Annotated in this window: 17 protein-coding genes and 4 pseudogenes; 13 read left to right on the top strand and 8 right to left on the bottom strand. The window is 72.7% G+C overall.

The window, feature by feature from the left end; all coding sequences use genetic code 11:
• Nucleotides 1–90: 90 nt before the first annotated feature.
• From AC38ZX_RS16750 to AC38ZX_RS16735, 4 genes are read left to right on the top strand one after another with little or no spacing between them, the layout of a single operon-like run.
• The gene (locus tag AC38ZX_RS16750) at nt 91–1,443 is read left to right on the top strand and encodes a PTS fructose transporter subunit IIC (protein ID WP_491295266.1); all 1,353 of its coding nucleotides are present in this window, start codon (nt 91–93) and stop codon (nt 1,441–1,443) included.
• Between the two features lie 31 nt (nt 1,444–1,474).
• A complete protein-coding gene (locus AC38ZX_RS16745; RefSeq protein WP_426592975.1) occupies nt 1,475–1,747 on the top strand; it encodes an HPr family phosphocarrier protein in 273 nt (90 codons plus the stop codon).
• Nucleotides 1,744–3,453, top strand: a complete 1,710-nt coding sequence (ptsP, locus tag AC38ZX_RS16740) for a phosphoenolpyruvate--protein phosphotransferase (protein WP_491295265.1) — start codon at nt 1,744–1,746, stop codon at nt 3,451–3,453. Before AC38ZX_RS16745 ends, ptsP begins: the two co-directional genes overlap by 4 nt.
• A 40-nt stretch (nt 3,454–3,493) precedes the next feature.
• Nucleotides 3,494–5,122 (top strand): succinic semialdehyde dehydrogenase, encoded by a 1,629-nt coding sequence (locus tag AC38ZX_RS16735; protein WP_491295264.1) that lies wholly within the window; start codon nt 3,494–3,496, stop codon nt 5,120–5,122.
• A gap of 4 nt (nt 5,123–5,126) precedes the next feature.
• Here the strand turns inward: AC38ZX_RS16735 and AC38ZX_RS16730 are convergent, their stop codons facing one another.
• From AC38ZX_RS16730 to AC38ZX_RS16720, 3 genes and pseudogenes are all read right to left on the bottom strand, one after another.
• Nucleotides 5,127–6,353, bottom strand: coding sequence for an acetate/propionate family kinase (locus AC38ZX_RS16730; protein WP_491295263.1), 1,227 nt, complete (start codon nt 6,351–6,353; stop codon nt 5,127–5,129).
• A pseudogene (gene pta, locus AC38ZX_RS16725) lies at nt 6,350–8,432 on the bottom strand (phosphate acetyltransferase). The gene AC38ZX_RS16730 and the pseudogene pta overlap by 4 nt, the downstream one beginning before the upstream one ends.
• Nucleotides 8,433–8,465: 33 nt before the next feature.
• Nucleotides 8,466–10,934 (bottom strand): phosphoketolase family protein, encoded by a 2,469-nt coding sequence (locus AC38ZX_RS16720; RefSeq protein ID WP_491295262.1) that lies wholly within the window; start codon nt 10,932–10,934, stop codon nt 8,466–8,468.
• A 578-nt stretch (nt 10,935–11,512) separates the two neighbouring features.
• Here AC38ZX_RS16720 and AC38ZX_RS16715 point away from each other — a divergent pair.
• Entirely contained in the window at nt 11,513–12,190 is a 678-nt protein-coding gene (locus AC38ZX_RS16715; RefSeq protein WP_491295261.1) for an SURF1 family protein, read from the top strand.
• Nucleotides 12,191–12,268: 78 nt separating this feature from the next.
• On the opposite strand, the gene arfB is transcribed toward AC38ZX_RS16715, so the two are convergent.
• The 3 genes and pseudogenes from arfB to AC38ZX_RS16700 form a co-directional block, all read right to left on the bottom strand.
• Nucleotides 12,269–12,688 carry an alternative ribosome rescue aminoacyl-tRNA hydrolase ArfB gene (gene arfB / locus AC38ZX_RS16710; protein WP_491295260.1) on the bottom strand — a complete coding sequence of 140 codons (420 nt, stop codon included), beginning with the start codon at nt 12,686–12,688 and terminating at the stop codon, nt 12,269–12,271.
• 13 nt (nt 12,689–12,701) lie between these two features.
• A pseudogene (locus AC38ZX_RS16705) lies at nt 12,702–14,436 on the bottom strand (ABC transporter ATP-binding protein).
• Nucleotides 14,433–15,830 (bottom strand): ABC transporter transmembrane domain-containing protein, encoded by a 1,398-nt coding sequence (locus tag AC38ZX_RS16700; RefSeq protein WP_491295259.1) that lies wholly within the window; start codon nt 15,828–15,830, stop codon nt 14,433–14,435. The pseudogene AC38ZX_RS16705 and the gene AC38ZX_RS16700 overlap by 4 nt, the downstream one beginning before the upstream one ends.
• A gap of 436 nt (nt 15,831–16,266) precedes the next feature.
• On the opposite strand from AC38ZX_RS16700, the pseudogene guaA reads away from it, so the two are divergent.
• The 4 genes and pseudogenes from guaA (at nt 16,267) to AC38ZX_RS16680 (ending at nt 20,311) form a co-directional block, all read left to right on the top strand.
• Nucleotides 16,267–17,851: pseudogene (gene guaA, locus AC38ZX_RS16695) on the top strand (glutamine-hydrolyzing GMP synthase).
• Nucleotides 17,852–17,957: 106 nt separating this feature from the next.
• The gene (locus AC38ZX_RS16690) at nt 17,958–18,392 is read left to right on the top strand and encodes a DUF3817 domain-containing protein (RefSeq protein WP_426592965.1); all 435 of its coding nucleotides are present in this window, start codon (nt 17,958–17,960) and stop codon (nt 18,390–18,392) included.
• 4 nt (nt 18,393–18,396) lie between these two features.
• A complete protein-coding gene (locus AC38ZX_RS16685) occupies nt 18,397–19,524 on the top strand; it encodes a glycosyltransferase family 4 protein (RefSeq protein WP_491295258.1) in 1,128 nt (375 codons plus the stop codon).
• A gap of 424 nt (nt 19,525–19,948) precedes the next feature.
• Nucleotides 19,949–20,311, top strand: a complete 363-nt coding sequence (locus tag AC38ZX_RS16680; RefSeq protein ID WP_491295257.1) for a hypothetical protein — start codon at nt 19,949–19,951, stop codon at nt 20,309–20,311.
• Nucleotides 20,312–20,362: 51 nt separating this feature from the next.
• Here the strand turns inward: AC38ZX_RS16680 and AC38ZX_RS16675 are convergent, their stop codons facing one another.
• The gene (locus tag AC38ZX_RS16675; protein WP_491295256.1) at nt 20,363–20,980 is read right to left on the bottom strand and encodes a hypothetical protein; all 618 of its coding nucleotides are present in this window, start codon (nt 20,978–20,980) and stop codon (nt 20,363–20,365) included.
• Nucleotides 20,981–20,989: 9 nt separating this feature from the next.
• Nucleotides 20,990–22,405: a PspC domain-containing protein gene (locus AC38ZX_RS16670; protein WP_491295255.1), complete on the bottom strand. Its 1,416-nt coding sequence runs from the start codon at nt 22,403–22,405 to the stop codon at nt 20,990–20,992.
• A gap of 136 nt (nt 22,406–22,541) precedes the next feature.
• On the opposite strand from AC38ZX_RS16670, the gene AC38ZX_RS16665 reads away from it, so the two are divergent.
• The 4 genes and pseudogenes from AC38ZX_RS16665 (at nt 22,542) to AC38ZX_RS16650 (ending at nt 25,442) form a co-directional block, all read left to right on the top strand.
• Nucleotides 22,542–23,846 carry an ATP-binding protein gene (locus AC38ZX_RS16665; RefSeq protein WP_491295254.1) on the top strand — a complete coding sequence of 435 codons (1,305 nt, stop codon included), beginning with the start codon at nt 22,542–22,544 and terminating at the stop codon, nt 23,844–23,846.
• A pseudogene (locus tag AC38ZX_RS16660) lies at nt 23,843–24,495 on the top strand (response regulator). Before AC38ZX_RS16665 ends, AC38ZX_RS16660 begins: the two are co-directional and overlap by 4 nt.
• A 67-nt stretch (nt 24,496–24,562) precedes the next feature.
• Nucleotides 24,563–24,913: a hypothetical protein gene (locus tag AC38ZX_RS16655; protein ID WP_426592958.1), complete on the top strand. Its 351-nt coding sequence runs from the start codon at nt 24,563–24,565 to the stop codon at nt 24,911–24,913.
• 46 nt (nt 24,914–24,959) lie between these two features.
• Nucleotides 24,960–25,442 (top strand): DUF456 domain-containing protein, encoded by a 483-nt coding sequence (locus AC38ZX_RS16650; RefSeq protein WP_426592957.1) that lies wholly within the window; start codon nt 24,960–24,962, stop codon nt 25,440–25,442.
• The last annotated feature ends 1 nt before the right edge of the window (nt 25,443 follow it).

Raw genomic sequence — 25,443 nt, 5'->3', positions numbered from 1 at the left:
AGGCCGCCGGGCACGAGGTCCACGTCGAGACCCAGGGCGCGGCCGGGGTCGACCCCGCTCGACCCGGCGATCATCGCCGCCGCCGACGGGGTGATCTACGCCGCCGACCTCGAGGTCAAGGACAAGGGCCGCTTCGCCGGCAAGCCGTTCATCGACGTCGGCGTGAAGAAGGCGGTGCACGACGCCCCGGGTGTCATCGCTGCCGCGGTCGCGGCAGTCGAGGCGGGCGTCCCCGCAGGATCCGCTCCCGCTCCCACCGGCCTCACGACGAAGGTCGACCGCAACGCCGGCGTCGGCACGCGGATCCGCCAGTGGCTGATGACCGGCGTCTCCTACATGATCCCGTTCGTCGCCGCCGGCGGGATCCTCATCGCGCTCGGGTTCATGGTCGCCCAGTTCGCCGCCGGCAGCGACGGCGTCATCGCGGTGACCAAGGTCCCCGTGACGCACCTGCTGAACGACTTCAGCGTCGCGAGCGGCATGGACTGGGCGGCGCTGCTCTTCCAGACGGGCGCCATCGCCTTCGGCTTCCTGGTCCCGATCCTGTCCGGCTTCATCGCGTACGCCATCGCGGACCGGCCCGGACTCGTCCCGGGCATCGTGGGCGGTGCCGTGTCGGTGGCCGTCGGAGCCGGCTTCCTCGGCGGTCTGGTCACCGGCTTCATGGCCGGGTTCCTGGCGCTGTGGATCAGCCGCTGGAAGGTGCCCAAGGGCGTTCGCGGCGTGATGCCGGTCGTGGTGATCCCGCTGCTGTCGACGTTCGTCGTCGGACTCGTGATGTTCGTGATCATCGGGCAGCCGATCGCCAGCCTGATGTCGGGCCTGAGCAGCTGGCTCAACGGTCTGTCGGGCTCCAACCTGGTCCTGCTCGGCGCGCTGCTCGGCGCGATGATGGGCTTCGACCTCGGCGGTCCGATCAACAAGGTCGCCTACACGTTCGCGGTGACCGGCCTGGCGACGCAGGGTCTGGCCACGGACGCCGTCCAGTACCGCATCATGGCCGCCGTCATGGCCGCCGGCATGGTGGCCCCGCTGGCGATGGCCCTCGCGACGGTCGTCCGCAAGAGGCTGTTCACCCACGCCGAGCGCGAGAACGGCAAGGCCGCGTGGCTGCTCGGCCTGTCGTTCATCTCGGAGGGCGCCATCCCGTTCGCCGCCGCCGACCCGTGGCGCGTGATCGTCTCCTCGCTCATCGGCTCGAGCGCGACCGGTGCCCTGGTCATGGCCGCCGGATCGGCTCAGCGCGCACCGCACGGCGGCATCTGGGTGCTACCGCTCATCTCGAACCCGATCGCGTTCCTCGGGTCCGTGGCCGTCGGAATGGCGATCTCGGCCGCGGTGGTCATCGCTCTCAAGAGCGCCAGGACGAACGAGTTCGTGCTCGCCGAGCAGGCCGCCGACGCCGAGGCCGACGCGCAGGCGCTCGTCCCCGCCGCTGCCTGACACACCCGTCCCCACCGAATCGGAGAAGCTCATGCCTCAGCGCACCGTCGTCGTCGCGTCCCGCGTCGGACTGCACGCCCGCCCCGCCATGCTGTTCACGCAGGCCGTCGCCGAGACCGGCCTGCCCGTCACCATCGCCCGCCCGGGCGGCGAGCCGGTGGACGCCGGCAGCATCCTGTTCGTGATGTCGCTCGGCGTCCCCAGCGGCGAGGAGGTCACGCTCAGCGCGGACGGGGACGGGGCAGACGCCGCCCTCGACGGGCTCGTCGGCCTGCTGGCCACCGACCTGGACGCGGAGTCGTGAGCGCCGCGACGCTCGGCCACGTGCTGCAGGGGGTCGGCGTCGGTCGCCGTGCCGTCGTGGGACCGGTCGCGCAGGTGCGACCCGCTCCGCACCTCGAACCGGACGCGCCGTTGCTCGTCGACGGAGTCCCGGCGGACGCCGCGACCGTGCACGCTGCGGTGGAGGCCGCGTTCGCCGACGTCGCCACCGCCCTGCGCGACCAGTCCGCGCGGTCCGCCGGCACCGTCAAGGACGTCCTCGCCGCGACCGCGCAGATGGCCGACGACCGGGCCCTGCGCACGCAGGTGCTGGCGCGGATCGACGGCGGAGAACCGGTCGTGAGCGCGATCGACGCCGTCGTGTCGACGTTCGCGGCCATGTTCGAGCAGGCCGGCGGGTATCTGGCCGAGCGGGTCACGGACCTGCGGTCGGTGCGCGACCGGGTGGTCGCGCGAGCCATGGGCCTGCCGGCACCGGGCGTGCCCGAGCTGACCCGGCCGTCCGTCGTGGTCGCCAAGGACCTCGCACCGGCCGACACCGCGGCGCTCGACCTCGCCAACGTGCTGGCGATCGTCACCGAGCTCGGCGGCCCGACGGGGCACACGGCGATCATCGCCGGGCAGCTCGGGCTGCCGTGCATCGTCCGCGTCACGGGCGCGACCTCGATCCCCGACGGGACGCCGGTCGCGGTCGACGCGGCGAACGGCACCGTGACCACCGACCCGGACACCGCGCTGCGCGCGGAGCTGGACCGGCGGGCCGCGGTCGAGGTCGCCCTGGAGTCCGACACCGCACCCGGCGGCACCGCCGACGGCCGCCCGGTCGCGCTGCTGGCCAACATCGGTACGGCCGAGGACGCCGCGCGCGTCTCGGGCGGTGCCGTGGAGGGGGTGGGCCTGTTCCGCACCGAGGTCCTGTTCCTCGAGCGGGCCTCGGCACCGACCGCCGACGAGCAGACCGCGGTCTACGCCCGGGCCCTGACGTCGTTCGGCACCCGCAAGGTCGTCGTCCGAACGCTCGACGCCGGTGCCGACAAGCCGCTCGGCTTCGCGATGCAGCCGGACGAGGAGAACCCGGCGCTCGGCGTACGCGGCTACCGCCTCGTTCGGACCCATCCCGAGCTTCTCGACACGCAGCTGACCGCGCTGGCCCGCGCGCAGACCGAGACGGGCACCACGCCGTGGGTCATGGCGCCGATGATCGCGACCGCGGCCGAGGCGCGGGCCTTCGCCGCCCGGGCCCGCGCCGCGGGTGTCGCGACCGTCGGCGTGATGATCGAGGTGCCCGCGGCCGCGCTGCGCGCGCGGGAGATCCTCGCGGAGGTCGACTTCGTCTCGCTGGGCACCAACGACCTGGCGCAGTACACGATGGCCACCGACCGGCTGCGCGGGGAGCTCGCGGACCTGCTCGACCCGTGGCAGCCCGCAGTGCTCGACCTGGTCGACGCCACCGCACGAGCCGGCATCGAGGCGCACAAGCCGGTCGGGGTGTGCGGCGAGTCGGCGGCCGACCCCGTCCTGGCCCTCGTGCTCGTCGGCCTCGGGGTCACCAGCCTGTCGATGTCCGCAGGCGCGGTCCCGGCGGTCCGGTACGCGCTGCGGAACCACTCGACGGCCGAGTGCGCGACCATGGCGGCCTCTGCGCTCGCGGCCCCGTCCGCGGCCGACGCTCGTGCGGCGGTCGTCGACCTGGTGCACCCGAACGTCCGGGAGATGCTCGGCGTGTAGGGGCGCCGAGTCCCCAGCCGTCGCGCGTACCCTGCCCGGTATGGCGCACGATCCTGGACACATCGAGCTGCACGACCCCGAGACCGACCCGCTCGCCACCTACGTCCTCGAACCGGACGACATCCGCACGCTCCTGAGACGCGTGGTCGCGTCGCCCGGCGCGCCGACGTACACGTCGCACGCACCGTTCACGGGCGGCCCGATCGCCGCGGTCCCGCTCTCGACGCCCGCCGACGTGGCCCGCGCCGCGCGGACGGCCCGGTCCGCGCAGCGACTGTGGGCCGCCCGCCCGCTGCGTGATCGCACCGCGGTGCTGTCCCGGGTGCACGACCTCGTCCTCGAACGGCAGAGCGACGTCCTCGACCTCATCCAGCTGGAGGCGGGCAAGGCGCGCGTCTCGGCGTTCGAGGAGGTCGCCGACATCGCCAACATCGCCCGGCACTACTCGCTGCGCGCTGGGCGGTACCTCGCTCCCCGTCGGGTCGCCGGACTCATCCCGGGTCTGACGACCACGCGCGTGCTGCGCCACCCGGTCGGCGTGGTCGGCATCGTCGCCCCGTGGAACTTCCCGCTCACCCTGACGCTCGGCGACGTCCTGCCGGCGCTCGTGGCGGGCAACGCGGTCATCCTGCGCCCCGACCCGCAGACGTCGCTCACCTCGCTCTGGGCCGCGGAGCTGCTGGAGGAGGCCGGGCTGCCCGACGGGCTCCTGCAGGTCGTGGTGGGCGACGGCGCGATCGGTACCGCGGTGACCGAGCACGTCGACCACGTGAGCTTCACCGGGTCCACCCGGACGGGGCGGATCGTCGCCGCGCAGGCGGGAGCGCTGCTGGTCCCTGCGGTCCTCGAGCTCGGCGGCAAGAACCCGATGTACGTCGCGGAGGACGTCGACGTCGAGGTCGCGGCCGAGGGTGCCGTCCGCGCGTGCTTCGTCGGCACCGGCCAGGTCTGCGTGAGCATCGAGCGGGTCTACGTGCACGAGGACGTGGCCGACGACTTCACCGCGGCCTTCGTGCGCCGGACGCGCGAGCTGCGCCTGGGCTCGGGCCTCGACTACGGCTCGGACGTCGGGTCGCTGACGTCGGCCGCGCAGCTGGCGACGGTCGTCGAGCACGTCGAGGACGCCATCGGGCACGGCGCGACGGTGCTGGCCGGCGGGGTCCACCGCAGCGACCTGGGCCCGTGGTTCTACGAGCCGACGATCCTGGCCGACGTGCCGAACGAGGCGCGCCTGGTCCGCGAGGAGACGTTCGGACCCGTGGTGACGATCTACCGCGTCGCGTCCGACGACGAGGCGGTCGCGGCGATGAACGACACCGAGTTCGGGCTGAACGCGAGCATCTGGACCGCGAACAGCCGCCGCGGCTTCGCGCTGGCGTCCCGCGTGCGGTCGGGGTCCGTGAACGTCAACGAGGGCTACGTCGCCACGTGGGGCTCGGTCGGCGCGCCGCAGGGCGGGGTCGGGGCGTCGGGCATGGGCGCGCGGCACGGGCGCGAGGGTCTCTGGGCCACCACCCGCACCCAGACCGTCGCGGTCCAGCGCGGCGCGCACGGCGTGCTCGGTGGACCGGGCGTCGGGCTGCACCGCATGTTCGACCTGGGCACCGAGACGTGGCCGCGCCTCTACACCGAGGCCCTGCGCGCGATGAAGACGTTCCGCCTGCCGTAGTCGCTCAGGCGTGGCCGAGCTCGGCCGGGTCGTCGTCGAGCTCGTCGCCGACGAGCGCGACGGCCTGCCGCGCGATGGCCAGCTCCTCGTTGGTCGGCACGACCATGACCGTCGTCGTCGCCCAGTCCGGGGAGATGACGCGCGCCTCGTGGCTGCGGACCGCGTTCCGGTCGTCGTCGATCGCGATTCCGAGGGTCTCGAGGCTCTCCAGCGCTCGCGCGCGCACGGTGGCGTCGTTCTCGCCGACTCCCGCGGTGAACACGACGGCGTCGACCCGACCCAGCACCGCGTAGTAGGCCCCGATGTACTTGCGCAGCCGGTGCAGGTACACCTCGAGAGCGAGGGCGGCGTCGGCGTCGCCGGTGGCGATCAGCTCGTGCAGCGCGCGGAAGTCGTTCTCACCGGACAGCCCCTTGAGCCCCGAACGCCGGTTGAGCAGGTCGTCGACGTCGTCGACCGACATGCCCGCGTTGCGCTGCAGGTGGATGAGCACGGCCGGGTCGACGTCGCCCGAGCGGGTGCCCATGACCAGGCCCTCGAGCGGTGTCAGACCCATCGACGTCTCGACCGCGACCCCGCCCCGTACGGCCGACGCGGAGGCGCCGTTGCCCAGGTGCAGGACGATCTGGTTGACGTCCTGCGGGCGGCGACCCAGCACCTCGGCGGCGCGCGCCGACACGTACTGGTGGGACGTCCCGTGGAACCCGTACCGCCGGACGCCGTGCTCCCGTGCTACCGCGGCGTCGATCGCGTACGTGTACGCCGCCTCGGGCAGCGTCCGGAAGAACGCGGTGTCGAACACGACGACGTGCGGGACGTCGGGGAACAGCTCGCGGGCGACCCGCAGACCGATGACGTGCGCGGGGTTGTGCAGCGGCGCCAGGGGCGACAGCGCGTCGATCTGGGCGACCACGTCGTCGTCGACGACGACCGGGCCGTCGAAGACCGAGCCGCCCTGCACCACGCGGTGGCCGACGGCGATCACATGGGCCTGGGCAAGGTCGGGGCCGACGGAGGCGAACAGCGCGAGCACCGCGCGCAGCCCGGCGCCGTGGTCGGCGACGGGGTCGTGCTGCGTGGTGGTGCGTCCCGCGTACGTGTGCTTGATCGAGCCTTCGTCGTCGCCGATCCGTTCGACGATGCCCGACGCGACGGCCTCACCGCTGGTGGGATCGACCAGCTGGTACTTGATGGACGACGAGCCGGAGTTGATGACCAGAACGGTGCTCACGGGTGCTGCCTCTGTTGGTCTGCCTGGGCCTGGATCGCGGTGATGGCGACCGTGTTGACGATGTCCGAGACCAGCGCGCCGCGCGACAGGTCGTTGACCGGCTTGCGCAGCCCCTGCAGCACGGGCCCGATGGCCACCGCGCCGGCGGACCGCTGGACCGCCTTGTAGGTGTTGTTGCCGGTGTTCAGGTCGGGGAACACGAACACGGTCGCGCGTCCGGCGACCGCGGAGTCGGGCAGCTTGGTGTGCGCCACGCTCGCGTCCACGGCGGCGTCGTACTGGATCGGGCCCTCGACCGACAGGTCGGGCCGCCGCGACCGCACGAGCGCCGTCGCCTCGCGGACCTTCTCGACGTCCGCGCCCGAGCCGGACGCGCCCGTCGAGTAGGAGAGCATCGCGATCCGCGGCTCGATGCCGAACTGCTCGGCGGTGCCCGCCGACGAGATCGCGATGTCGGCGAGCTGCTCGGCGGTCGGGTCCGGGATGACCGCGCAGTCGGCGTAGACCAGCACGCGATCCTCGAGGCACATCAGGAAGCAGCTCGAGACGTTGGAGACGCCGGGCGTGGTCTTGATGATCTCGAACGACGGCTTGATCGTGTGCGCGGTGGTGTGAGCGGCGCCCGAGACCATGCCGTCGGCCAGCCCGAAGCTTGACCATCATGGTGCCGAAGTACGACACCGACGAGACGATCTCCCGGGCGCGCTCGACGGTCATGCCCTTGTGCGCACGCAGGGCCGTGTACTCGGTGGCGAACCGCTCGAGCAGCACCGGGTCGTGCGGGCTGAGCACCGCGGCCTCCTCGAGGTCGAGGCCCAGCTCGGTGGCGCGGGCGCGGATCGACGCCTCGTCGCCGAGGATCGTGATCTGCGCGACGCCGCGCTGCAGGAGGGTCGACGCCGCGCGCAGGATGCGGTCGTCCTCGCCCTCCGGGAGGACCACGTGCTGGCGGTCCTCGCGGGCGCGGGCGAGGAGCGCGTACTCGAACATCAGCGGCGTCACGACCTCGGGGCGCTCGACGTCCAGCGCCGCGAGCAGCGCCGCGCCGTCGACGTGCTGCTCGAACAGGGACAGCGCGGTGTCCACCTTGCGCTGCGAGTCGGCGCTGAGCCGCCCGCGCGTGTCGCCGACCGCGCTCGCTGACCGGAACGTGCCGAGGTCGGTGCTGACGATCGGCAACCGGCTCCCGAGCCCCTCGATCAGGCGCGTCATCGAGGGCGTCGGCAGGAAGCCGCCGTTGAGGATGATGCCGGCCAGGGACGCGAACCCCTCCGCCTGGTGCGCCATGAGCAGACCGAGCAGCACGTCCGAACGGTCGCCGGGGGTGATGACGACCGAGCCGTCGGTCAGGCGGTCCAGCAGGTGCTCGATCGACATCGCGCCGACCATCACGTCCAGCACCTCGCGGGACAGCAGCTCCTCGTCGCCCGCGATCAGCCGGCCGCCCACCGCCTCCGTGAGCTGGCGCATGGTGGGTGCCATGAGCAGCGGGTTCTCCGGGATCGCCCAGCCGGGCAACCCCAGGTCCATGCTCAACGCCTGACGGACCTTGTCGACCGCACCCGCGGCGCACCTGTTGGCGATGACCGCGACGACCTGGGCGTGGTTGGCGTGCATCTCGTGCACGACCACCTCGGCCACCTGTGCGACCACCACGGGCGCCCGGCCGCTGCCGTTGACCACGAGGACGACCGGCGCCCCGAGGTTCGCGGCGATCCGCGCGTTGTACGCGAGCTCCGTCGGCCCCGCGACGTCCGTGTAGTCGGTGCCGACGACGACGACCGCATCGCAGCGCCGCTCGACGTCGTGGTACCGCTGCACGATCTGCGCGAGCGCGGCCTCGGGGTCGTCGAGCACCTGCTCGTACGAGGCGCCCACGCACTCGTCGTACGTGAGGTCCACGCCGTCCTGCCGGAGCAGCAGCTCCAGGACGTAGTCGCGGACGGTGGTCGAGCGAGCGACCGGACGGAAGACCCCGACGCGCTGGACCGTGCGCGTGAGGAGGTCGACCAGCCCGAGGGCGACGATGGACTTGCCGCTGTCGCCCTCGGGGGAGGTCACATAGATGCTGCGTGCCACGAACAGGTCTCCTGACCTCGGTGGATGGCCAGGCTATTCGTTGTCGCCCCCGGTCGAGAGCGTCGCGGCCACCTCGCCCTCGGCGGCAGCGTCGCCGGCGTCCGGCCACACCCAGTCACGCACCGCGGGCAGGTCGTCGCCGTGCCGGCGCGTGTACTCCCGGGCGTGCAGGCGCTCGTCGACCATCCGCTGCCGCAGGCCCGCCTGGGCCGTCCGCAGCGAGGGGACGTTGTCGATGACGTCGATGACGAGGTGGAACCGGTCGAGGTCGTTGAGCATGACCATGTCGAAGGGCGTCGTCGTGGTGCCCTCCTCCTTGTACCCGCGCACGTGGATGTTGGTGTGGCCGGTGCGACGGTAGGTCAGGCGGTGGATCAGCCACGGGTAGCCGTGGTAGGCGAAGATCACCGGTCGGTCCGGGGTGAACAGCCCGTCGAACTGTGCGTCCGACAGTCCGTGCGGGTGCTCCCGCTCGTCCTGCAGGCGCATGAGGTCGACCACGTTGATGACGCGGACCTTGAGGTCGGGCAGCTCACGGCGCAGGATGTCCGCCGCGGCCAGCACCTCGAGCGTCGGGACGTCGCCCGCGCACCCGAGGACCACGTCTGGCTTCTCACCGGGCACCTCGGTGCCGGCCCAGTCCCAGATGCCCAGGCCGCGCGTGCAGTGCGCGATCGCCTGGTCCATGGTCAGGAAGTTGGGCGCCGGCTGCTTGCCGGTGACCACGACGTTCACGTACTGACGGCTGCGCAGGCAGTGGTCGTACGTGGACAGGAGCGTGTTGGCGTCCGGCGGGAAGTAGACCCGGACCACCTCGGCCTTCTTGTTGACCACGTGGTCGACGAACCCCGGGTCCTGGTGGCTGAAGCCGTTGTGGTCCTGACGCCAGACGTGGCTCGACAGCAGGTAGTTGAGGCTCGCGATCGGCCGGCGCCACGGGATCTCCCCGGACACCTTCAGCCACTTGGCGTGCTGGTTGAACATCGAGTCGATGATGTGGATGAACGCCTCGTAGCAGTTGAACAGGCCGTGCCGCCCGGTCAGCAGGTACCCCTCGAGCCAGCCCTGGCACTGGTGCTCGCTGAGCATCTCCATCACACGGCCGGCGCGGGCCAGGTGCTCGTCCACGTCCGGGCCGTAGAAGTCCGCGTTCCACTGCTTGTCCGTCACCTCGAACACGGACTGCAGGCGGTTCGACGCGGTCTCGTCGGGACCGAAGATCCGGAAGTTGTCGGGGTTCTGCCGGATGACGTCCGTCAGCCAGTCGCCCAGCACACGGGGGGCCTCGCTGAACGAGCCGCCGGGCGTGGGCACGTCGACCGCGTAGTCGCGGAAGTCCGGCAGGCGCAGGTCCTTGAGCAGCAGCCCGCCGTTCGCGTGGGGGTTGGCGCTCATCCGCAGGTCGCCCTCGGGCGCGAGTGCCCGGACGTCGTCGTGCAGCGTGCCGCCCTCGTCGAACAGCTCCTCGACGCGGTAGCTCTCGAGCCAGGTGCGCAGCACGTCGAGGTGCTCGGGGGTGTCCCGGGCGTTGGCCAGCGGCACCTGGTGGGCGCGCCACGAGCCGGTCGTCTTCTTGCCGTCGATGTAGTCCGGACCGGTCCAGCCCTTGGGGGTGCGGAACACGATCATCGGCCACATGGGGCGGTGCTCGTCGCCGCTGTTCTTGATGTCGGAGATCTCGTCGAGGACCTCGTCGAGCATCGTCGCGAAGCGCCCGTGGATGCTCTCGTGGGACTCGTCGTCGAAGCCCGCGACGAACACGTGCGGCTTGTGCCCGTAGCCGACCATGAGCGCGTTGAGCTCCTCGTCGCTGATGCGCGCGAGGACGGTCGGGTTGGCGATCTTGTAGCCGTTCAGGTGCAGGATCGGCAGGACGACGCCGTCCTTCTCGACGTTCACGAACTTGTTCGAGTGCCAGCTCGTGGCCAGCGGGCCGGTCTCGGCCTCGCCGTCGCCGACGACCGCCGCGACGAGCAGGTCCGGGTTGTCGAATGCGGCGCCGTACGCATGGCTCAGCGCGTAACCCAGCTCCCCGCCCTCGTGGATCGACCCGGGCGTCTCGGGTGCGACGTGGCTCGGGATGCCGCCCGGGAACGAGAACTGCCGGAACAGCCGCCTCATCCCCTCGGCGTCGTCCGTGATGTCGGAGTAGACCTCGGAGTACGTGCCGTCGAGGTACGCGCTGGCGACGAGCCCCGGGCCACCGTGACCCGGGCCGATGATGTAGATGGTCGACTGGTTGCGCTCCGCGATCGCGCGGTTCAGGTGCGCGTACAGGAAGTTCAGACCGGGCGTCGTGCCCCAGTGGCCCAGCAGCCGCGGCTTGACGTGGTCGCGCGTCAGCGGTTCGCGCAGCAGGGCGTTGTCCAGCAGGTAGATCTGGCCGACCGACAGGTAGTTGGCGGCGCGCCACCACTTGTCGATCCGTCCCAGCGTCGCTGCGTCGACCGGCAGGCCGGTCCCCCTGCTCCAGGTGGTGGGCTGTGTGGCGGTGATGGTCATTCGTGCGCTCCCCGTGCTCACTCGGGGCCTCGGTGGGCCCGGTGCCAGCCTCGTTGCCGGACTGGGGTGCCACGTAGGGCCGTTCGGCCCGGATGTGGACCCTCGTTCTGCCATACAACCGCAGGTGAGCGCCCCGTGCACAGGGGCAGGGCGAACGTTGGTGGAACACGCGGTGCCCGTGCTCGGTCAGCCTCGCACCGGTGGGACCTCCCGGCCGCTTTCGGGTGCCGACGACCTGCGGGGTACCGTGAGGCGTGACCGAGCCGGGCTTGTCGACGACGTGTCCGCGCCCCCGCGCGAGCACGGCGCACGCTCCTCGGCGCGGGTCGCCGCCGCACCGGTCCGCGCCGCCGCGCCGGCCCCGACCGCGGCGTCGTCGGACCCGGTCGCGCCGTTGCCGGCTGCGGTTGCCCCCGCGGCTGAGCCCGCTCGCGTGCGGTCCGCGTGGGAGCAGGCCGAACGCCGTCCGCCGACGACGATGCTCCGAGCGGCGCTGCGGCCCCGGATGCTCGTGATCCTTGTCCTGCTGCTGGCAGCCGCTGCCCTCTGCGCACGCCTCGGCGTGTGGCAGCTCGACCGTGCGCAGGTTCGGGGTGCGTCGGCCGAGGCCCGGCACGCGGCAGAAGCTCGTCGCCGCGGCACCCGTCCCGCTGGACACCGTGTTCCGGCCCCAGACGTCGTTCACCGGCGCGCTCGTCGGTCGCAAGGTGGCCGTGACCGGCACCTACGACGCGACCGGCCAGCTCCTGGTACCCAACCGCGCGCACGACGGGCAGGTGGGCTACCTCGTCCTGTCGCCCCTGCGCGTGTCCGCAGCCGACGGCTCGGTCCTGCCGGTCGTGCGCGGCTGGGTGGCCGACCCGTCGCAGGCCGACCTCCCGCCGACCAGCCCAGTGTCGGTCGTCGGCTACCTGCAGGTGTCCGAGGAGGCCGGGACGGGCGTCGCCGACGGGCGCACCGACGCGATCAGCTCGCCCGAGCTCCTGAACGCCTGGGGCGGACCGATCTACACCGGCTACCTCGTCGTGGCGTCGTCGGATCCGGCGCAGTCGTCGGCCGTGGCGATCCTCGATCCGCCGACCAGACCCGGCGCGGGCCTGAACCTCCAGAACCTGGCATACGCCGCCCAGTGGTGGATCTTCGGCACGTTCGCCGTCCTCCTGTGGCTACGCCTGGTGCGCGACGAGGCCCGGGGCGCCACCGACGACGGCGAGCGCGCTCCGGCCGACCCCCTGACGCCACCCGCCGCCGCCTGATCCCCGCTTCGTCCGCGCGCTCCACCGCTCACGCGGTACGCGCTGCCGGCGCCCCGACCGGACGTGCCGGCCCGGCGGTCAGGCGGACGGCGGGCGCTGGCGGAGCTGCTTGGTGGTTCGGCGCTCGCGTTCCGCGCGGGCCCGGCGCTCACGGGAGGCGCGGCTCGGGCGCGTGGCGCGGCGGTCCGGTCCCGGGGGAGCGAGCGCGTCGTCGAGCAGCGCCGCCGCGCGGGCGAGGGCGGCCTCACGGTTGCGGAGCTGGGAGCGGAACTCGGACGCGGCGACGGTCAGCACGTCACCGCGCAGCCGCGGTCGCAGACGGTCCAGGACGCGGTCGTGCTGGGTGGGGGACGTCCACGGGACGCGCGCGAGGTCGACGGACAGCTCGACCCGCGAGTCGGTGGTGTTGACGGACTGGCCACCGGGTCCGCTCGACCGGGAGAACCGCCACGCGAGGGCGTCGTCCGGGACGACGACGCCCCCGCGCAGCTCGAGCATCACGCGTGCCGTCCTACTCGTGCTGCCACGAGTGCCACAGCGCGGCGTAGTCGCCGCCCGCAGCGACGAGGTCGTCGTGCGCGCCGATCTCGACGATCCGGCCGCCGTCCACCACGGCCACCCGGTCGGCGTCGTGCGCGGTGTGCAGCCGGTGCGCGATCGCGACGACCGTGCGACCTTCCAGCACCGCCGAGAGCGACCGCTCCAGGTGCCGGGCCGCGCGCGGGTCGAGCAGGGAGGTGGCCTCGTCGAGGACCAGCGTGTGCGGGTCGAGCAGCACCAGCCGCGCGAGCGCGATCTGCTGGGCCTGTGCGGGCGTCAGGGGTGCGCCGCCCGAGCCGACCTCGGTGGCCAGCCCGTCGGGCAGCGCCCGCACCCAGTCCCACGCGTCGACGGCGTGCAGGGCGCGTTCGAGGGCCTCGTCGGATGCGTCGACCTGCGCCAGGCGCAGGTTGTCCGCGACCGAGCCGACGAACACGTGGTGCTCCTGGGTGACCAGCGCGACGTGCCCACGCAGCTCCTCGAGCGGCAGGTCGATCAACGGGACGCCTCCGACCGACACCGATCCGCCGCTCGGCGGGTGGATGCCGGCAAGCATCCGCCCGAGCGTCGACTTGCCGGCACCGGACGGACCGACGACGGCCAGGCGCTCGCCCACGGCGAGGTCGAGGTCGATCCCGTGGAGCACGTTGTGGCCCTCGCGGTACGCGTAGGTCACGTCGCGGGCAGCGACGGTCTCGTCGACGGGGGTGCCGTCGCGGGCGTCCCGGTCGGGTTCGACCAGCTGGACGCCGACGATCCGCGCGAGCGACGTGGCCGCCACCTGGATCTCGTCGATCCAGAAGATCAGCTCCCAGACGGGCCCGGTCACCTGGTAGCTGTACAGGACGATCGCGGTGACCGCTCCGACACTGACGAAGCCTTGCGACGCAAGGTAGCCGCCCCAGAGCAGCACGGCCGCCGGCGCGAGGACGAACGTCGAGTCGATGCCGGGGAAGAGGATGGTGCGCAGGCGCAGCGTCGCCTTCTCGGCCTCGAACGCCTCGGCCAGGTCGGCGTTCACGCGCGCGAACCGTCGCGACCCGAGCCGCAGCGCGTCGACCGTGCGGGCGCCCTCGACCGACTCGGTGATCGTGCCGTTCAGCGTCGCGTAGGCGGCGGACTCGCGCTGGTACGCCGGCGTCGCCCGCCGCAGGTACCAGCGCGTGATCAGGATCAGCGAGGGCACGCCGATGAACATCGCGAGCGCGACCAGCGGCGCGATGAACAGGCACGCCACGATGGTCAGCGCGATGGTCACCACAGCGACGATCACGCGCGGCACCCCGAACCGGACGGCGTGCTGCAGCTTGTTCACGTCGTTCGTGGTGCGCGCGACCAGGTCGCCGGTGCCGGCCCGTTCGACGGTGGACAGCGGCAGCGCGGTGACCGCCTCGATGAACTCCTCGCGGAAGCTCGGCGAACACCTCCTCGCCGAAGATCATCGACGTCCGCTGCGCGAACCGCATGAGCACCGTCTGCGTGAGCACGGCGGCCGCACCGGCGAGCACGAGCGTGTCGATGTAGTGGCTCGTGGTGCCGTCGGTGACCGCGTTGACCAGCAGCCCGAGGATGAGCGGACCTGCCAGGCCAGCGGTCGCGGCGAGCGTGTGCAGGACCACGATGCCGATCAGCGGGCGTCGGTGGCGCCGGACCAGCACCTTCGCGTAGGCGCGGACCGTGGCGGTGTCGGCGATCGGGAGCTTCATCGGGCCATCGCCTCCTCGTCCATCCGTCGGCCGACGACCGAGCGGTACGCAGCGTCGTCGAGCAGGTCGGCATGCGTCCCCCGGGCGACCACCACACCGTCCTGCACGAACGCGACCTCGTCGACGTGGTCGAGCACGAGCGGGCTGGCCGTGACCACGACGGTGGTGCGGCCGTGGCGCGCCTCGGCCAGCCGGACGGCGATGCGGGCCTCGGTGTGGGCGTCGACCGCGCTGGTCGGCTCGACGAGCACGAGGATCTCCGGGTCGACCAGCAGGGCCCGCGCCAGGGCCACGCGCTGCCGTTGGCCCCCGGACAGCGAGCGACCCTTCTCGGGCAGCTCGCCGGCGAGGCCGTCGGGCACGGAGTCGAGCACGTCGTGCGCGTCGGCGGTCGCGATCACGCGGTGCAGGTCGTCCGTCGTCGCGACGCCGTGCACGTCGAGCTCGCCCGCCAGCGGGCCGGAGAACAGCTGGGGCGTCGCCTCGGCCACGACGATCCGCGACCGGACGGCGTCCTTGTCCAGGTGGGCGAGCAGCACGCCGCCCAGCCGCACGGGCGTCTCGCGCTCGGCCAGGTCGTCGAACCGGCCGAGCCGGGTGGCGATCCGCGTGGTCTCGTCGGGGTCCGCGCTGACCAGCGCGAGCACCCGGCCGGGCTCGACCACGAGCCCGCTGACCTCGTCGACGAGCGGGACGCCCGGGGACGGCAGAAGCGCGGAACCGGGCTCGGCGCCCGTCGAGGGGACCACGCGCAGGACCTTGATCACCTTGCCGGCGCCGATGTGCGCGCGGGACGCGGCCTGGAGCATCTGCGTCGCGTTCTGGACCGGCCACGCGAGGAACGCCGCGAAGCCGTAGGTGGCGACGAGCTGGCCCGGCGTGAGCGTGCCCTCCTGCGCCATGTGTGCGCCCATCCAGATGAGCACGATGACGAACGTGCCCGGCAGCAGCACCTGCAGGGCGTCCAGCACGGACTGCGTCTTGGCCACCTCGACGCCACGGCGCCGCGTCTCCTGCGACTGCTCGCGGTACCGGCCCGTGAAGACGGACTCACCGCCGATGCCGCGCAGGATGCGCAGCCCGGAGACCGTGTCGGCGCCGAGCGTGGTCAGCCGGCCCGACGCCTCGCGCTGGGCCGCCTGGCGGCGTTGCAGCGGCTTGACCAGCAGGCCGAGCGCGGCCGCGACCGTGGGCAGGCCAAGGATGACGACGAGGCCGAGCGGCACCGAGACGCGGAGCATGAGGACGGCCACCACGGCGTACGCGACGATGCTGCCGAGGAAGTGCGCGGCGAGCGCGTAGACCTCGCCGATCCGCAACGCGTCGTTGGCGACGGCCGAGACGACCTCACCGGTGGGCAGCTCGGAGGTGATGGCGTGGCCGCTGCGCGACACGGTCCGCCCGACGAGCTGGGAGGACGTGAACGCCGCCCGCAGCCAGTTGGCGACGTCGTACCGGTGCCCGATCGGGCCGGCGACGATGACGACGAGGCCGATCGCGAGCAGCGCGCCGCAGGCGCGCCACAGCCGGGCCGAACCCGTGGTCGAGCCCGCCGTCGACCGCCCGGCCGACGACGAACGGCGTCACCGCCTGACAGGCGAAGAGGGTGATGCCGAGCAGCACGGCGACCAGGAGGATGCCCCACTGCCTCCGCGCCAGCCACCAGAGCAGCGCCCAGGGCCCGCTCAGCGGAGGGGTACCGGGGTCTGCCAGAGGGAGAGAACGCACGAGGAGCAACGTTACGTGGCGGTACCGACACCCTCCGAACGGAATTCGGCGCTGTCGCTGTTCACGGCCCGGGGCGTCCCGTCGCGCCGGTACCCTGGGCACGTGACGCAGACGCCCCCGCCGCCCGCCTCCACGGACCACCGGCCGGTCCTCGTCGTCGACTTCGGCGCCCAGTACGCGCAGCTCATCGCGCGACGCGTGCGCGAGGCCAACGTGTACTCCGAGATCGTGCCGCACACGGCGTCCGTCGCCGACCTGCTGGCCAAGAACCCGGCCGCGATCATCCTGTCCGGGGGCCCCTCGTCCGTGTACGCGGCCGGTGCGCCGTTCGTCGACCCCGCCCTGTTCGAGGCCGGCGTCCCCGTGCTGGGGATCTGCTACGGCTTCCAGGCGATGGCCGCGGCTCTCGGCGGGACGGTCGCGCAGACGGGTCAGCGTGAGTACGGCGGCACCGCGGTCTCGGTCACGTCGCCGGGGACCGTCCTGGCCGGCAGCCCCGAGAACCAGACCGTCTGGATGAGCCACGGCGACGCGGTGCACGCCGCGCCCGAGGGCTTCTCGGTGCTCGCGACGTCCTCGGGAAGTCCGGTCGCGGCGTTCGAGGACCGCAGCCGTCGGCTGTTCGGCGTGCAGTGGCACCCGGAGGTCAAGCACTCCCCGCTCGGTCAGAAGGCGCTCGAGAACTTCCTCTACGAGGGCGCCGGACTGGCGCCGGACTGGAACGCCGGCAACGTCGTCGCCGAGCAGATCGAGAAGATCCGCGCGCAGGTCGGCTCCGCCCGGGTGATCTGCGGGCTCTCGGGCGGCGTCGACTCCTCGGTGGCCGCGGCGCTCGTGCAGAAGGCCGTCGGCAGCCAGCTCACCTGTGTGTTCGTCGACCACGGCCTGCTGCGCTCGGGCGAGGCCGAGCAGGTGGAGCAGGACTTCGTCGCCGCCACGGGCGTGCAGCTGAAGGTTGTCGACGCCCGCGACCGGTTCCTGCGGGCGCTGGCCGGGCACACCGACCCCGAGACCAAGCGCAAGATCATCGGCCGCGAGTTCATCCGGGTGTTCGAGGACGCGGCGCGGGAGATCGTCGAGGGGAGCGACGAGGAGGTCAAGTTCCTCGTCCAGGGCACGCTGTACCCCGACGTCGTCGAGTCCGGCGGTGGCGAGGGTGCGGCCAACATCAAGTCGCACCACAACGTGGGCGGGCTTCCCGACGACCTGCAGTTCGCGCTCGTCGAGCCGTTGCGCACCCTGTTCAAGGACGAGGTCCGCGCGGTCGGGCTGGAGGCTCGGCGTGCCCGAGGGGATCGTCTGGCGCCAGCCGTTCCCCGGACCGGGCCTCGGCATCCGCATCATCGGCGAGGTGACCGCCGAGCGGCTCGACATCCTGCGTGCCGCCGACGTCATCGCCCGCGAGGAGCTCACCAAGGCCGGCCTCGACCGCGACATCTGGCAGTGCCCGGTGGTCCTGCTGGCGGACGTGCGCTCGGTCGGCGTCCAGGGCGACGGCCGGACCTACGGCCACCCGGTCGTGCTGCGCCCGGTCTCGTCGGAGGACGCCATGACGGCCGACTGGACCCGCCTGCCGTACGACGTGCTCGCACTCATCTCCACGCGCATCACCAACGAGGTGCCCGAGGTCAACAGGGTCGTCCTCGACGTCACGAGCAAGCCGCCGGGCACCATCGAGTGGGAGTAGCGGGCGCCGGCCCGATCCCGGCTCGCCCGCACGGCGGAACGGTCGGGTCGGGACGCACGGGTTCGTGGGAGAGAATCCGGGGGATCACGAGAGGACGTACCCACCCATGACGCAGTCGCAGTCCCCGGACGCGGTTCCGACGACGACCAGCACGAGCCCCGACACCAAGGCCGCCGCCTGGCCGCGCAAGGCGGGTGGCGCGCTGCTGCGGTACCGGATCATGGCCTGGGCGACCGGGACGATGCTGCTCCTGCTGACCCTCGACGTGATCCTCAAGTACGTCCTGCACGCCAACGGCGTCGGCGCCGACGGGACGCCCAACGAGGTCCTGGGCGCCTGGGTCGCGCGCACGCACGGGTTCTTCTACATCGTCTACCTGGTCACCGTCTTCGACCTCTGGTCCAAGATGCGCTGGCGGCTCGGGCGGCTGGCCACCCTCGCCGCGGCCGGTGTCGTGCCCGTCATGTCCTTCATCCTGGAGCGCAAGGTCCACGCGCAGGCGACCGCCCGCATCGAGGCCGCCACCAGCGCGCTCGGCTGAGCCCGTGCTGATCACGCACGTCTCCGACTGCTACGCGCCGCGCACCGGCGGGATCGAGTCGCAGGTCGGGGACCTCGCGGCGCGCCAGGTCGCGGCCGGGCACGAGGTCCACGTGCTGACCGCGACCCTCGGCGAGGCGGGCGAGCGCGGCGGCGTCGTCGACGTCGAGAACGGCGTGCACGTCCACCGGCTCGGTGCCCGCCTCCCGTTCGAGGACCCGGTCAACCCGGTGGGCCCGCGGCTCATCCGCGACGCCTTCCGACGCCTGCGGCCGGACGTCGTCCACGTGCACGCGGGGGTCCTCTCGCCGTTCGCCTTCGACGGCGCCCGCATCGCGCTCGACCTGCGCCTGCCGACGACGATCACGTGGCACTGCATGCTCGACGGCGTCGTCGCTCCGCTGCGCGCGGTCGTCAGCCGCTCGCGCTGGCACGAGATGCCCGCCGCGCTGAACGCCGTGAGCCACGAGGCGGCCGCCCGGGTCCGTCAGGTGTTCGGCGCCGAGGTGTCCGTGCTGCCCAACGGCATCGACCTGACCGAGTGGGGGCCCGCCGCGCGGGTGGCCGCGGGCGACGGTCCGCTACGGCTCGTCGCGACGATGCGGCTGGTGCCACGCAAGCGCGGCGTCCCGCTCGTCGAGCTCGTCGGCGCCGCGGCCCGTCGACTCGCGCCCGGTGGCGTGCGGCTCTCGATCATCGGGTCGGGCCCGGCGCAAGGGCGCGTGGCCGCGGCGGTCTCCGACGGGAACCTCGAGGACGTCGTCGACCTGCGTGGTCGGCTCACCCGACCGCAGGTGCGGGCTGCGTACACCGATGCGGACGTGTTCCTCGCGACCGCCGAGCTCGAGGCGTTCGGCATCGCCGCGCTCGAGGCCCGGACCGCGGGCCTGCTGGTCGTCGCGCGACGCGGGACCGGCATGGCGGAGTTCGTCGAGGACGGGGTCGACGGGTTCCTCGTGGCGGACGACGACGCGATGGCCGACGTGATCGTGCGTCTGGCGACCGACCGCGCCCTGCTCGACCAGATGGTCGCCCACAACCGGTCGCACCCGCCCGCCTTCGGCTGGGCCGACGTGCTGGGGGCCGCCGACGGCGAGTACGCGCGGGCACGTGTCCTGATGCGAAATGCCTGATCGGTACGGGCATAGTCGGACATTTCTCGCTACCGTGGTCGTGTTCTGTTCCTCTGCCATGAGCTGCGGCGCTCACCCAGGCCTGAAGGCCTGCGGCCTCCCGCGGCGGGACTCGGAAGGAAAGACATGACGACGCAGCAGACCGAGGGGTCGAAGGGGGTCCGGGTCGTCGGACTCCTGACCATCATCTTCGGCATCATCTTCATCGTGGCCGGTGGCGTCACCTGGGGGGCCGTCTCCAGCAACCTCGCAGCGGAGAAGATCACGGTCTCCGACGACGCGAAGGCGTTCGGTGGACAGCTCGTCGACACACCGTGGGAAGCCTGGTTCCAGGCCGACATCATCAACACGCACGCACTGAAGATCACCGGCGGCAAGACGTACGCCGAGCTTCCCGCAGGACGACCCGAACCGCAACACCGTCATGACCGCGTCGTTCCTGCGCGCGTCGCTGTTCACCTCCGTGGTCGCCTTCGGGGTGGCCCTGCTGGTCGTCGGACTCGGCGTGGTGTTCATCCTGCTGGGCTGGGCCGTCCGACATGTCGGCAAGGGCTCGGCGACCGTCGCCGTCGCTCCGAGCGGCGCGCCGGCGGTCCTCACCCCGGAACCGGTGGCTGCTGTGCCTGCCGCCGCACCGGTGGCTACGCCCGTCGCCGCGCCCGCGGCACCGCCCGTCGCCGCTGCCCCGCCGGTAGCGACGGCCCCGCCGGTCTCGGCCCCACCTGCCGCGCCACCGGTGTCGCACGTCGCGCCTCCGCCGGCACCGCCCGCGCCGCCCGTCGAGTGACGCACGCCGACGTCCGGTCCGCGACTCCACGACCGGACCGGACGTCGGTGGTCAGCGTCGGGCGTGCCGCGCGCCCGAGAGGATCGACCCGACCAACAACGCCGTGCCGGCCACCGCGAGCAGGACGATGAGCGCCAGCTGGACGTCGATGCGTGCCCCCGAGGCCCACGCCAGCACGCCGATCCCGAACGCGGCCAGGATCAGGCCCCACACCACCGTGCCGACGCGCAGCCGCCGCCGCGCAGGTGCCGGGGCCGCTACGGGGGTGTCGACGAGCACCGCGGGCGCCGGTGCGACAGGCGTCGGTGAGCCGTAGAGCGTCGGCTCCGGCGGGCTCGGTGCGAGCAGCGGCGCGGCTGTGAACAGGTCGAACGGGTGGGTGTCCCGAGGTTCGGCGGCCGCCGGTTCGGGCACGGCGAGGATCGCCGTCGGGTCGACGTCAGTGGTCGCGACGGGCTGGTCCGCCTCGTGGACCGGGTTCGTCTCGTCGATCTCGCCGACCGGCTCGGTGTCCTCGGCCTCGTCGACCTCCGGCCCGGGCTCGTCGATCGTCGGCTCGGTCTCGTCGTCGATCGTCGGCGCGATCGCCTCGACCGTCGGCTCGACCGTCGGCTCGACCGCGTCGATCGCCTGGGTCTCGTCGCCCGGGGTGCTCTGCTCGGTGCTCATGGGTCTCTCCTAACCGGCCGGGGTCGGCAGCGTGGGAACGGTCGGCAGCGGGGGCACGGCCGAGGGGGACGCGTCGACGATCGACACCTGGCCGGCGCCCACACGGATCGTCAGCCGGAGCTGGGGATGGTCGCCGCCGCCGGTGGTGAAGTTGCCGTCGTCGATGGCGACTCCGTCCTGCGCACGGTGCTCGCCGCCCACGTCCCAGGTGATGTTGCCGGCGCCGATGTTGACGTCGGCCTCGACGCTCGCGCCCTCGGGCACCCGGACCGTGAGGTCTCCGGCTGCCAGGGAGATCGGCACGACGAGCGTTTCGTCGGTCAGCGGGACGTCCGTCAGGTCGACCGTGACGTCGCCGAAGCCCATCGAGTAGCCGCCGGCAGCCTCCTGGCGGCTCGTGGCGGTGACGTCGGTCGCGCTGAGCTGTCGCTGGCCGTCGCTCTGCCAGAAGGAGCCCGGGCTGGTGACGATGCCCAGCGGTACGGCCGCGAGCAGCCCGAGGACGGCGAGGCCGCCGAGCGCACCGCTGGTACGGCCGCGCAGACCGGAGATGATGATCCCGAGCCCGCCCAGGACGATCGCGACACCGAGCGCCGTGAGCGCCACGGGTCCGTCGAAGTGCCCGGTACGGTTCGCGACGAGGAGACCGGCGAGGGTCAGCAGGCTGAGCGCGACGACCACGCCGACCGTGCCCACGCCGGCGCCGGGGGTCCGCGGCCGCGGTGGCTTTGGCGGCTTGGGGGGCTTGGGCGGCGCCGGCGGGACGGGCGGCACGGGCGGGGTGTACGCCGACGACACGTACGGCTGGCTGACCGGCGGTGCCGTTGGAGCTGCGGCGGCATACGTCGCTGTCGGAACCTCGGCGGACGCGTCGGTGGGCGGCCGTGCGGGCGGGCTGTACATCGTCGCCGGGTCGAACGGCTGCGGGTCGGCCGGCGGGGTGAACGGCGGCGCGACGGGGCGCGGGCGGTGCTGGTTCACGACGACCAGCACGATCGCGACGACGCCCAGGGAGAACAGCATCCACAGCAGCCCCTGCACCCAGCCGGGAGGTCCCCAGAAGAAGAACCAGCTGCCCCCGCGCCCGAAGCCCACGAGCACGAACGCGAACGCCCCGAGCACGGCGACGTCGAACCGCCCGAGGAGCATCTCCTCGATGTGGATGCGTCCGTCGCTGCGCTCGGGCAGGAGGGCCCACGCGACGCCGTACGCGATGAGCCCGAGCCCACCGAGCAGCAACGACGCGGCGAAGATGCCGCGGACCAGCAACGGGTCGATGCCGAACCTGTCGGCCACCCCCGCGCTGACGCCGGCCACCCAGCGGTCGTCGGCACGCGTGATGCCGAGACGGCGGACGGCGGCGAAGAAGCCGTCGGTGGGATGTGCCCCGGGTTCGGGCGGTGCGGGTGGAGTGCTGGTGTCCATGCCTCGATCCTGGTCGCCCGGACGGTCGAGCGGCATCGGGTGTATCCCTGAGACCACCCTGAACCTGGTGGCTCGCAGCCCTGAAGGGGCCCCGAGATGCACCCCTGGTGGCGCCCTGGCGTGTGACGATCGGACCGTGCACCCCACCGAACCGCTCGTCGCCCCGCGACGGCTGCCGCTGCGGCGCCCCGTGCGCGGGCGCTGGTTCGGTGGCGTCGCGCTCGGGCTCGCTGCCCACCTCGACCTGCCCGTCGCGCTGGTGCGGCTCGCGTTCGTGGTCCTGACGCCGGTGGCCGGCATCGGGCTCGTGCTCTACGCGTTCTGGTGGCTGTCGATCCCGGTCGGCGATCCCGCCGACGCCGCCCAGGCCGTGCGGCCGAGCACGTTGACCCGGCTGGCGCGCCGGCAGAACATCGTCGAGCCCGGCCGGCAGATCCCGGTCACCGACATCGCCATCGGGGCGGTCCTGGTCATCGCGGCGGTGCTGCTCATCGCCGTGCGGGCGGGAGCCGACGTCCAGGTGGACTGGCTGCTGCCGGCGCTCATCGTGCTCGCCGGGCTGTGGTTGGCGTGGAGCCAGCTCGACGCCGCGCAGCGGGACCGGCTGCGCGACCGCGCCGGCGGCCGGACGCCGGTGAGCGTCCTGCGGGTCGCCGGCGGCATCCTGCTGGCCGGCGTGGGGGTGCTCCTGCTCATCGGTCTCGCCTCGGGCCAGGGTGTCGAGCCCGCGACGCTCGCCCAGTCGATCATCGCGGCGATCGTGATGCTCGGCGGCGTCGCGCTCGTGCTGACGCCGTGGTGGCTGCGGCTGGTGCGCGAGCTCGGCGACGAGCGGGCCGCCCGAGCACGCGAGTCGGAGCGCGCCGACATCGCCGCCCACCTGCACGACTCCGTGCTCCAGACGCTCGCGCTGATCAGGTCGCGTGCCGACGACTCCGCAGAGGTGGCTCGGATGGCGCGCGCGCAGGAGCGCGAGCTGCGCGAGTGGCTCTACGACGACCGCCCCGCTCCGGGCACCTCGCTCGCTGCGTCGCTCCGGGAGATCGTCGCAGAGGTCGAGGACTCCCGTTCCGGACCGTCCGGGGACCCGGTCGCCATCGAGTCGGTGGTGGTCGGTGACCGCGTGCCCGACGCGGACACCGAGGCGCTCCTGCAGGCCACCCGCGAGGCCCTGGTCAACGCGGTCGTGCACGGGCTGCCTCCCGTCTCGCTGTACCTCGAGGTCGGTGCGTCGCAGGTCGAGGTGTTCGTGCGAGACCATGGCGAGGGGTTCGACCTCGACGAGGTCGCGTCCGACCGCTTCGGCGTGCGCGAGTCGATCATGGGACGCGTCCGCCGCCGCGGAGGTACCGCGACCGTGACGTGCCGACCCGGTCACGGCACCGAGGTCCACCTGCTGGTGCCGGTGTCCTCCGGCACGGACGAAGGAGGAGCGCGATGAGCGACGTCGTGGATGTGGTGCTGGTCGACGACCACCACATGTTCCGCACGGGCGTGAAGGCGTCGCTCGACGCCGGCGTGCGGGTGGTGGGGGAGGCCGACACCGTCGACGAGGCGATCCGGCTCGTCCGGACGCTGACCCCGCCGGTGGTCCTGCTGGACGTGCACCTGCCCGGTGGCGACGGCGGCGGTGGCGCCGAGGTCATCCGTGCCTGCGCGGATCTCCTGGGCGCCACCCGTTTCCTCGCCCTGTCCGTGTCGGACGCGTCCGAGGACGTCGTCGCCGTCATCCGTGCCGGCGCTCGCGGGTACGTCACCAAGAACATCGACGGAACCGACCTGTCCGACGCCGTCCGTCGGGTGGCCTCCGGGGACGCGGTCTTCTCGCCGCGCCTGGCGGGTTTCGTGCTCGACGCGTTCGGGTCGTCGGCGGGGGACGTCGCGATCGGCGACGACGAGCTGGACCGTCTGTCGGCTCGCGAGCGGGAGGTCATGCGGCTCATCGCTCGTGGCTACTCCTACCGTGAGGTCGCGTCCGAGCTGTTCATCTCGATCAAGACGGTCGAGACGCACGTCTCCGCGGTCCTGCGCAAGCCCTGTCCAGCCGCCACGAGCTGACCCGCTGGGCCGCCGCCCGCCGACTGCTGTAGCGGGGTCCGCGCGGTCTTTCGACGTCGGCTTTTCTGACGCCGCGTCAGATACCGTAGGATGGTCGGCATGCACCTCGTCTACGAACTGCTCGTCGTCCTGCACCTGCTCGGCTGGGCGATCGTCCTCGGCGGAACGCTCGTCTCCCTGCGGCAGCCGCGGATCGCGCCCGGCGTCCTGCACGGCATGCTCACCGCGCTCGTCACCGGGATCGTGCTCGCCGGGCTCGCCTCGGCCGGGGGCTGGACGGACCACGAACCGAGCAGCACCAAGCTCGCCGTCAAGCTCGTCATCGCCCTCGTCGCCACCTTCCTCGTCGTGCGCGGGGTCCGTAAGCCGGCCGTGGTCACCACGGGCTACCTCGGTGCGATCGCCGGCCTGGTCGTGGTCAACGTCGGGATCGCTGTCATCTGGAACTGAGCCTCGCCGGGCGGTCGTCGGGCGTGATCGGGCCTAGGGTCCCGACGTGGCAACCATCGGGGACGTCGTCGTCGGGATCGCGATCGTCGTCGGCCTCGTCGGGGTCGTCGTGCAGGTGCTGCCCGGGCTGTTCCTCGTCGCCGCTGCCGTCATCACCTGGGGCGTCGTCACGGGCGGCCCGGTCGGCTGGACGGTGGTCGCGGTCGCCGTGCTGGCCACCGGGCTGGCGTTCGTCGGCGAGTACCTGCTGGCGGGGCGACACCTGAAGAAGGCGGGCGTGCCGTTCTCGACGATGGTCGTCGGCGGCCTGCTCGGCATCGTCGGGTTCTTCGTCATCCCGGTCGTGGGGCTGCTGGTGGGGTTCGTGGCCGGCGTGTTCCTGGCCGAGCTGCTGCGCGCCCGCGACCCGCGCACGGCGTGGCGGTCGACGGTGGCCGCGCTGCAGGCCACCGGGCTGACCATCCTCGTGGAGCTCGCCGGGGCGCTCGTGACGACGGCGGCGTGGATCGCCGGACTCGTCCTCGCGTAGT

The organism is Cellulomonas sp. McL0606, from assembly GCF_058248365.1.
This window is presented reverse-complemented; position numbering and strand designations above follow the sequence as displayed.

Bases quoted from the DNA above. Each gene is read 5' to 3' on its own strand.
- AC38ZX_RS16655 (WP_426592958.1), top strand. From the start codon at position 24,563: ATGCACCTCGTCTACGAACTGCTCGTCGTCCTGCACCTGCTCGGCTGG.
- AC38ZX_RS16745 (WP_426592975.1), top strand. From the start codon at position 1,475: ATGCCTCAGCGCACCGTCGTCGTCGCGTCCCGCGTCGGACTGCACGCC.
- arfB (WP_491295260.1), bottom strand. From the start codon at position 12,688: ATGCTCGAGCTGCGCGGGGGCGTCGTCGTCCCGGACGACGCCCTCGCG.
- AC38ZX_RS16670 (WP_491295255.1), bottom strand. From the start codon at position 22,405: ATGGACACCAGCACTCCACCCGCACCGCCCGAACCCGGGGCACATCCC.
- AC38ZX_RS16690 (WP_426592965.1), top strand. From the start codon at position 17,958: ATGACGCAGTCGCAGTCCCCGGACGCGGTTCCGACGACGACCAGCACG.
- AC38ZX_RS16675 (WP_491295256.1), bottom strand. From the start codon at position 20,980: ATGAGCACCGAGCAGAGCACCCCGGGCGACGAGACCCAGGCGATCGAC.
- AC38ZX_RS16720 (WP_491295262.1), bottom strand. From the start codon at position 10,934: ATGACCATCACCGCCACACAGCCCACCACCTGGAGCAGGGGGACCGGC.
- AC38ZX_RS16680 (WP_491295257.1), top strand. From the start codon at position 19,949: ATGACCGCGTCGTTCCTGCGCGCGTCGCTGTTCACCTCCGTGGTCGCC.
- AC38ZX_RS16735 (WP_491295264.1), top strand. From the start codon at position 3,494: ATGGCGCACGATCCTGGACACATCGAGCTGCACGACCCCGAGACCGAC.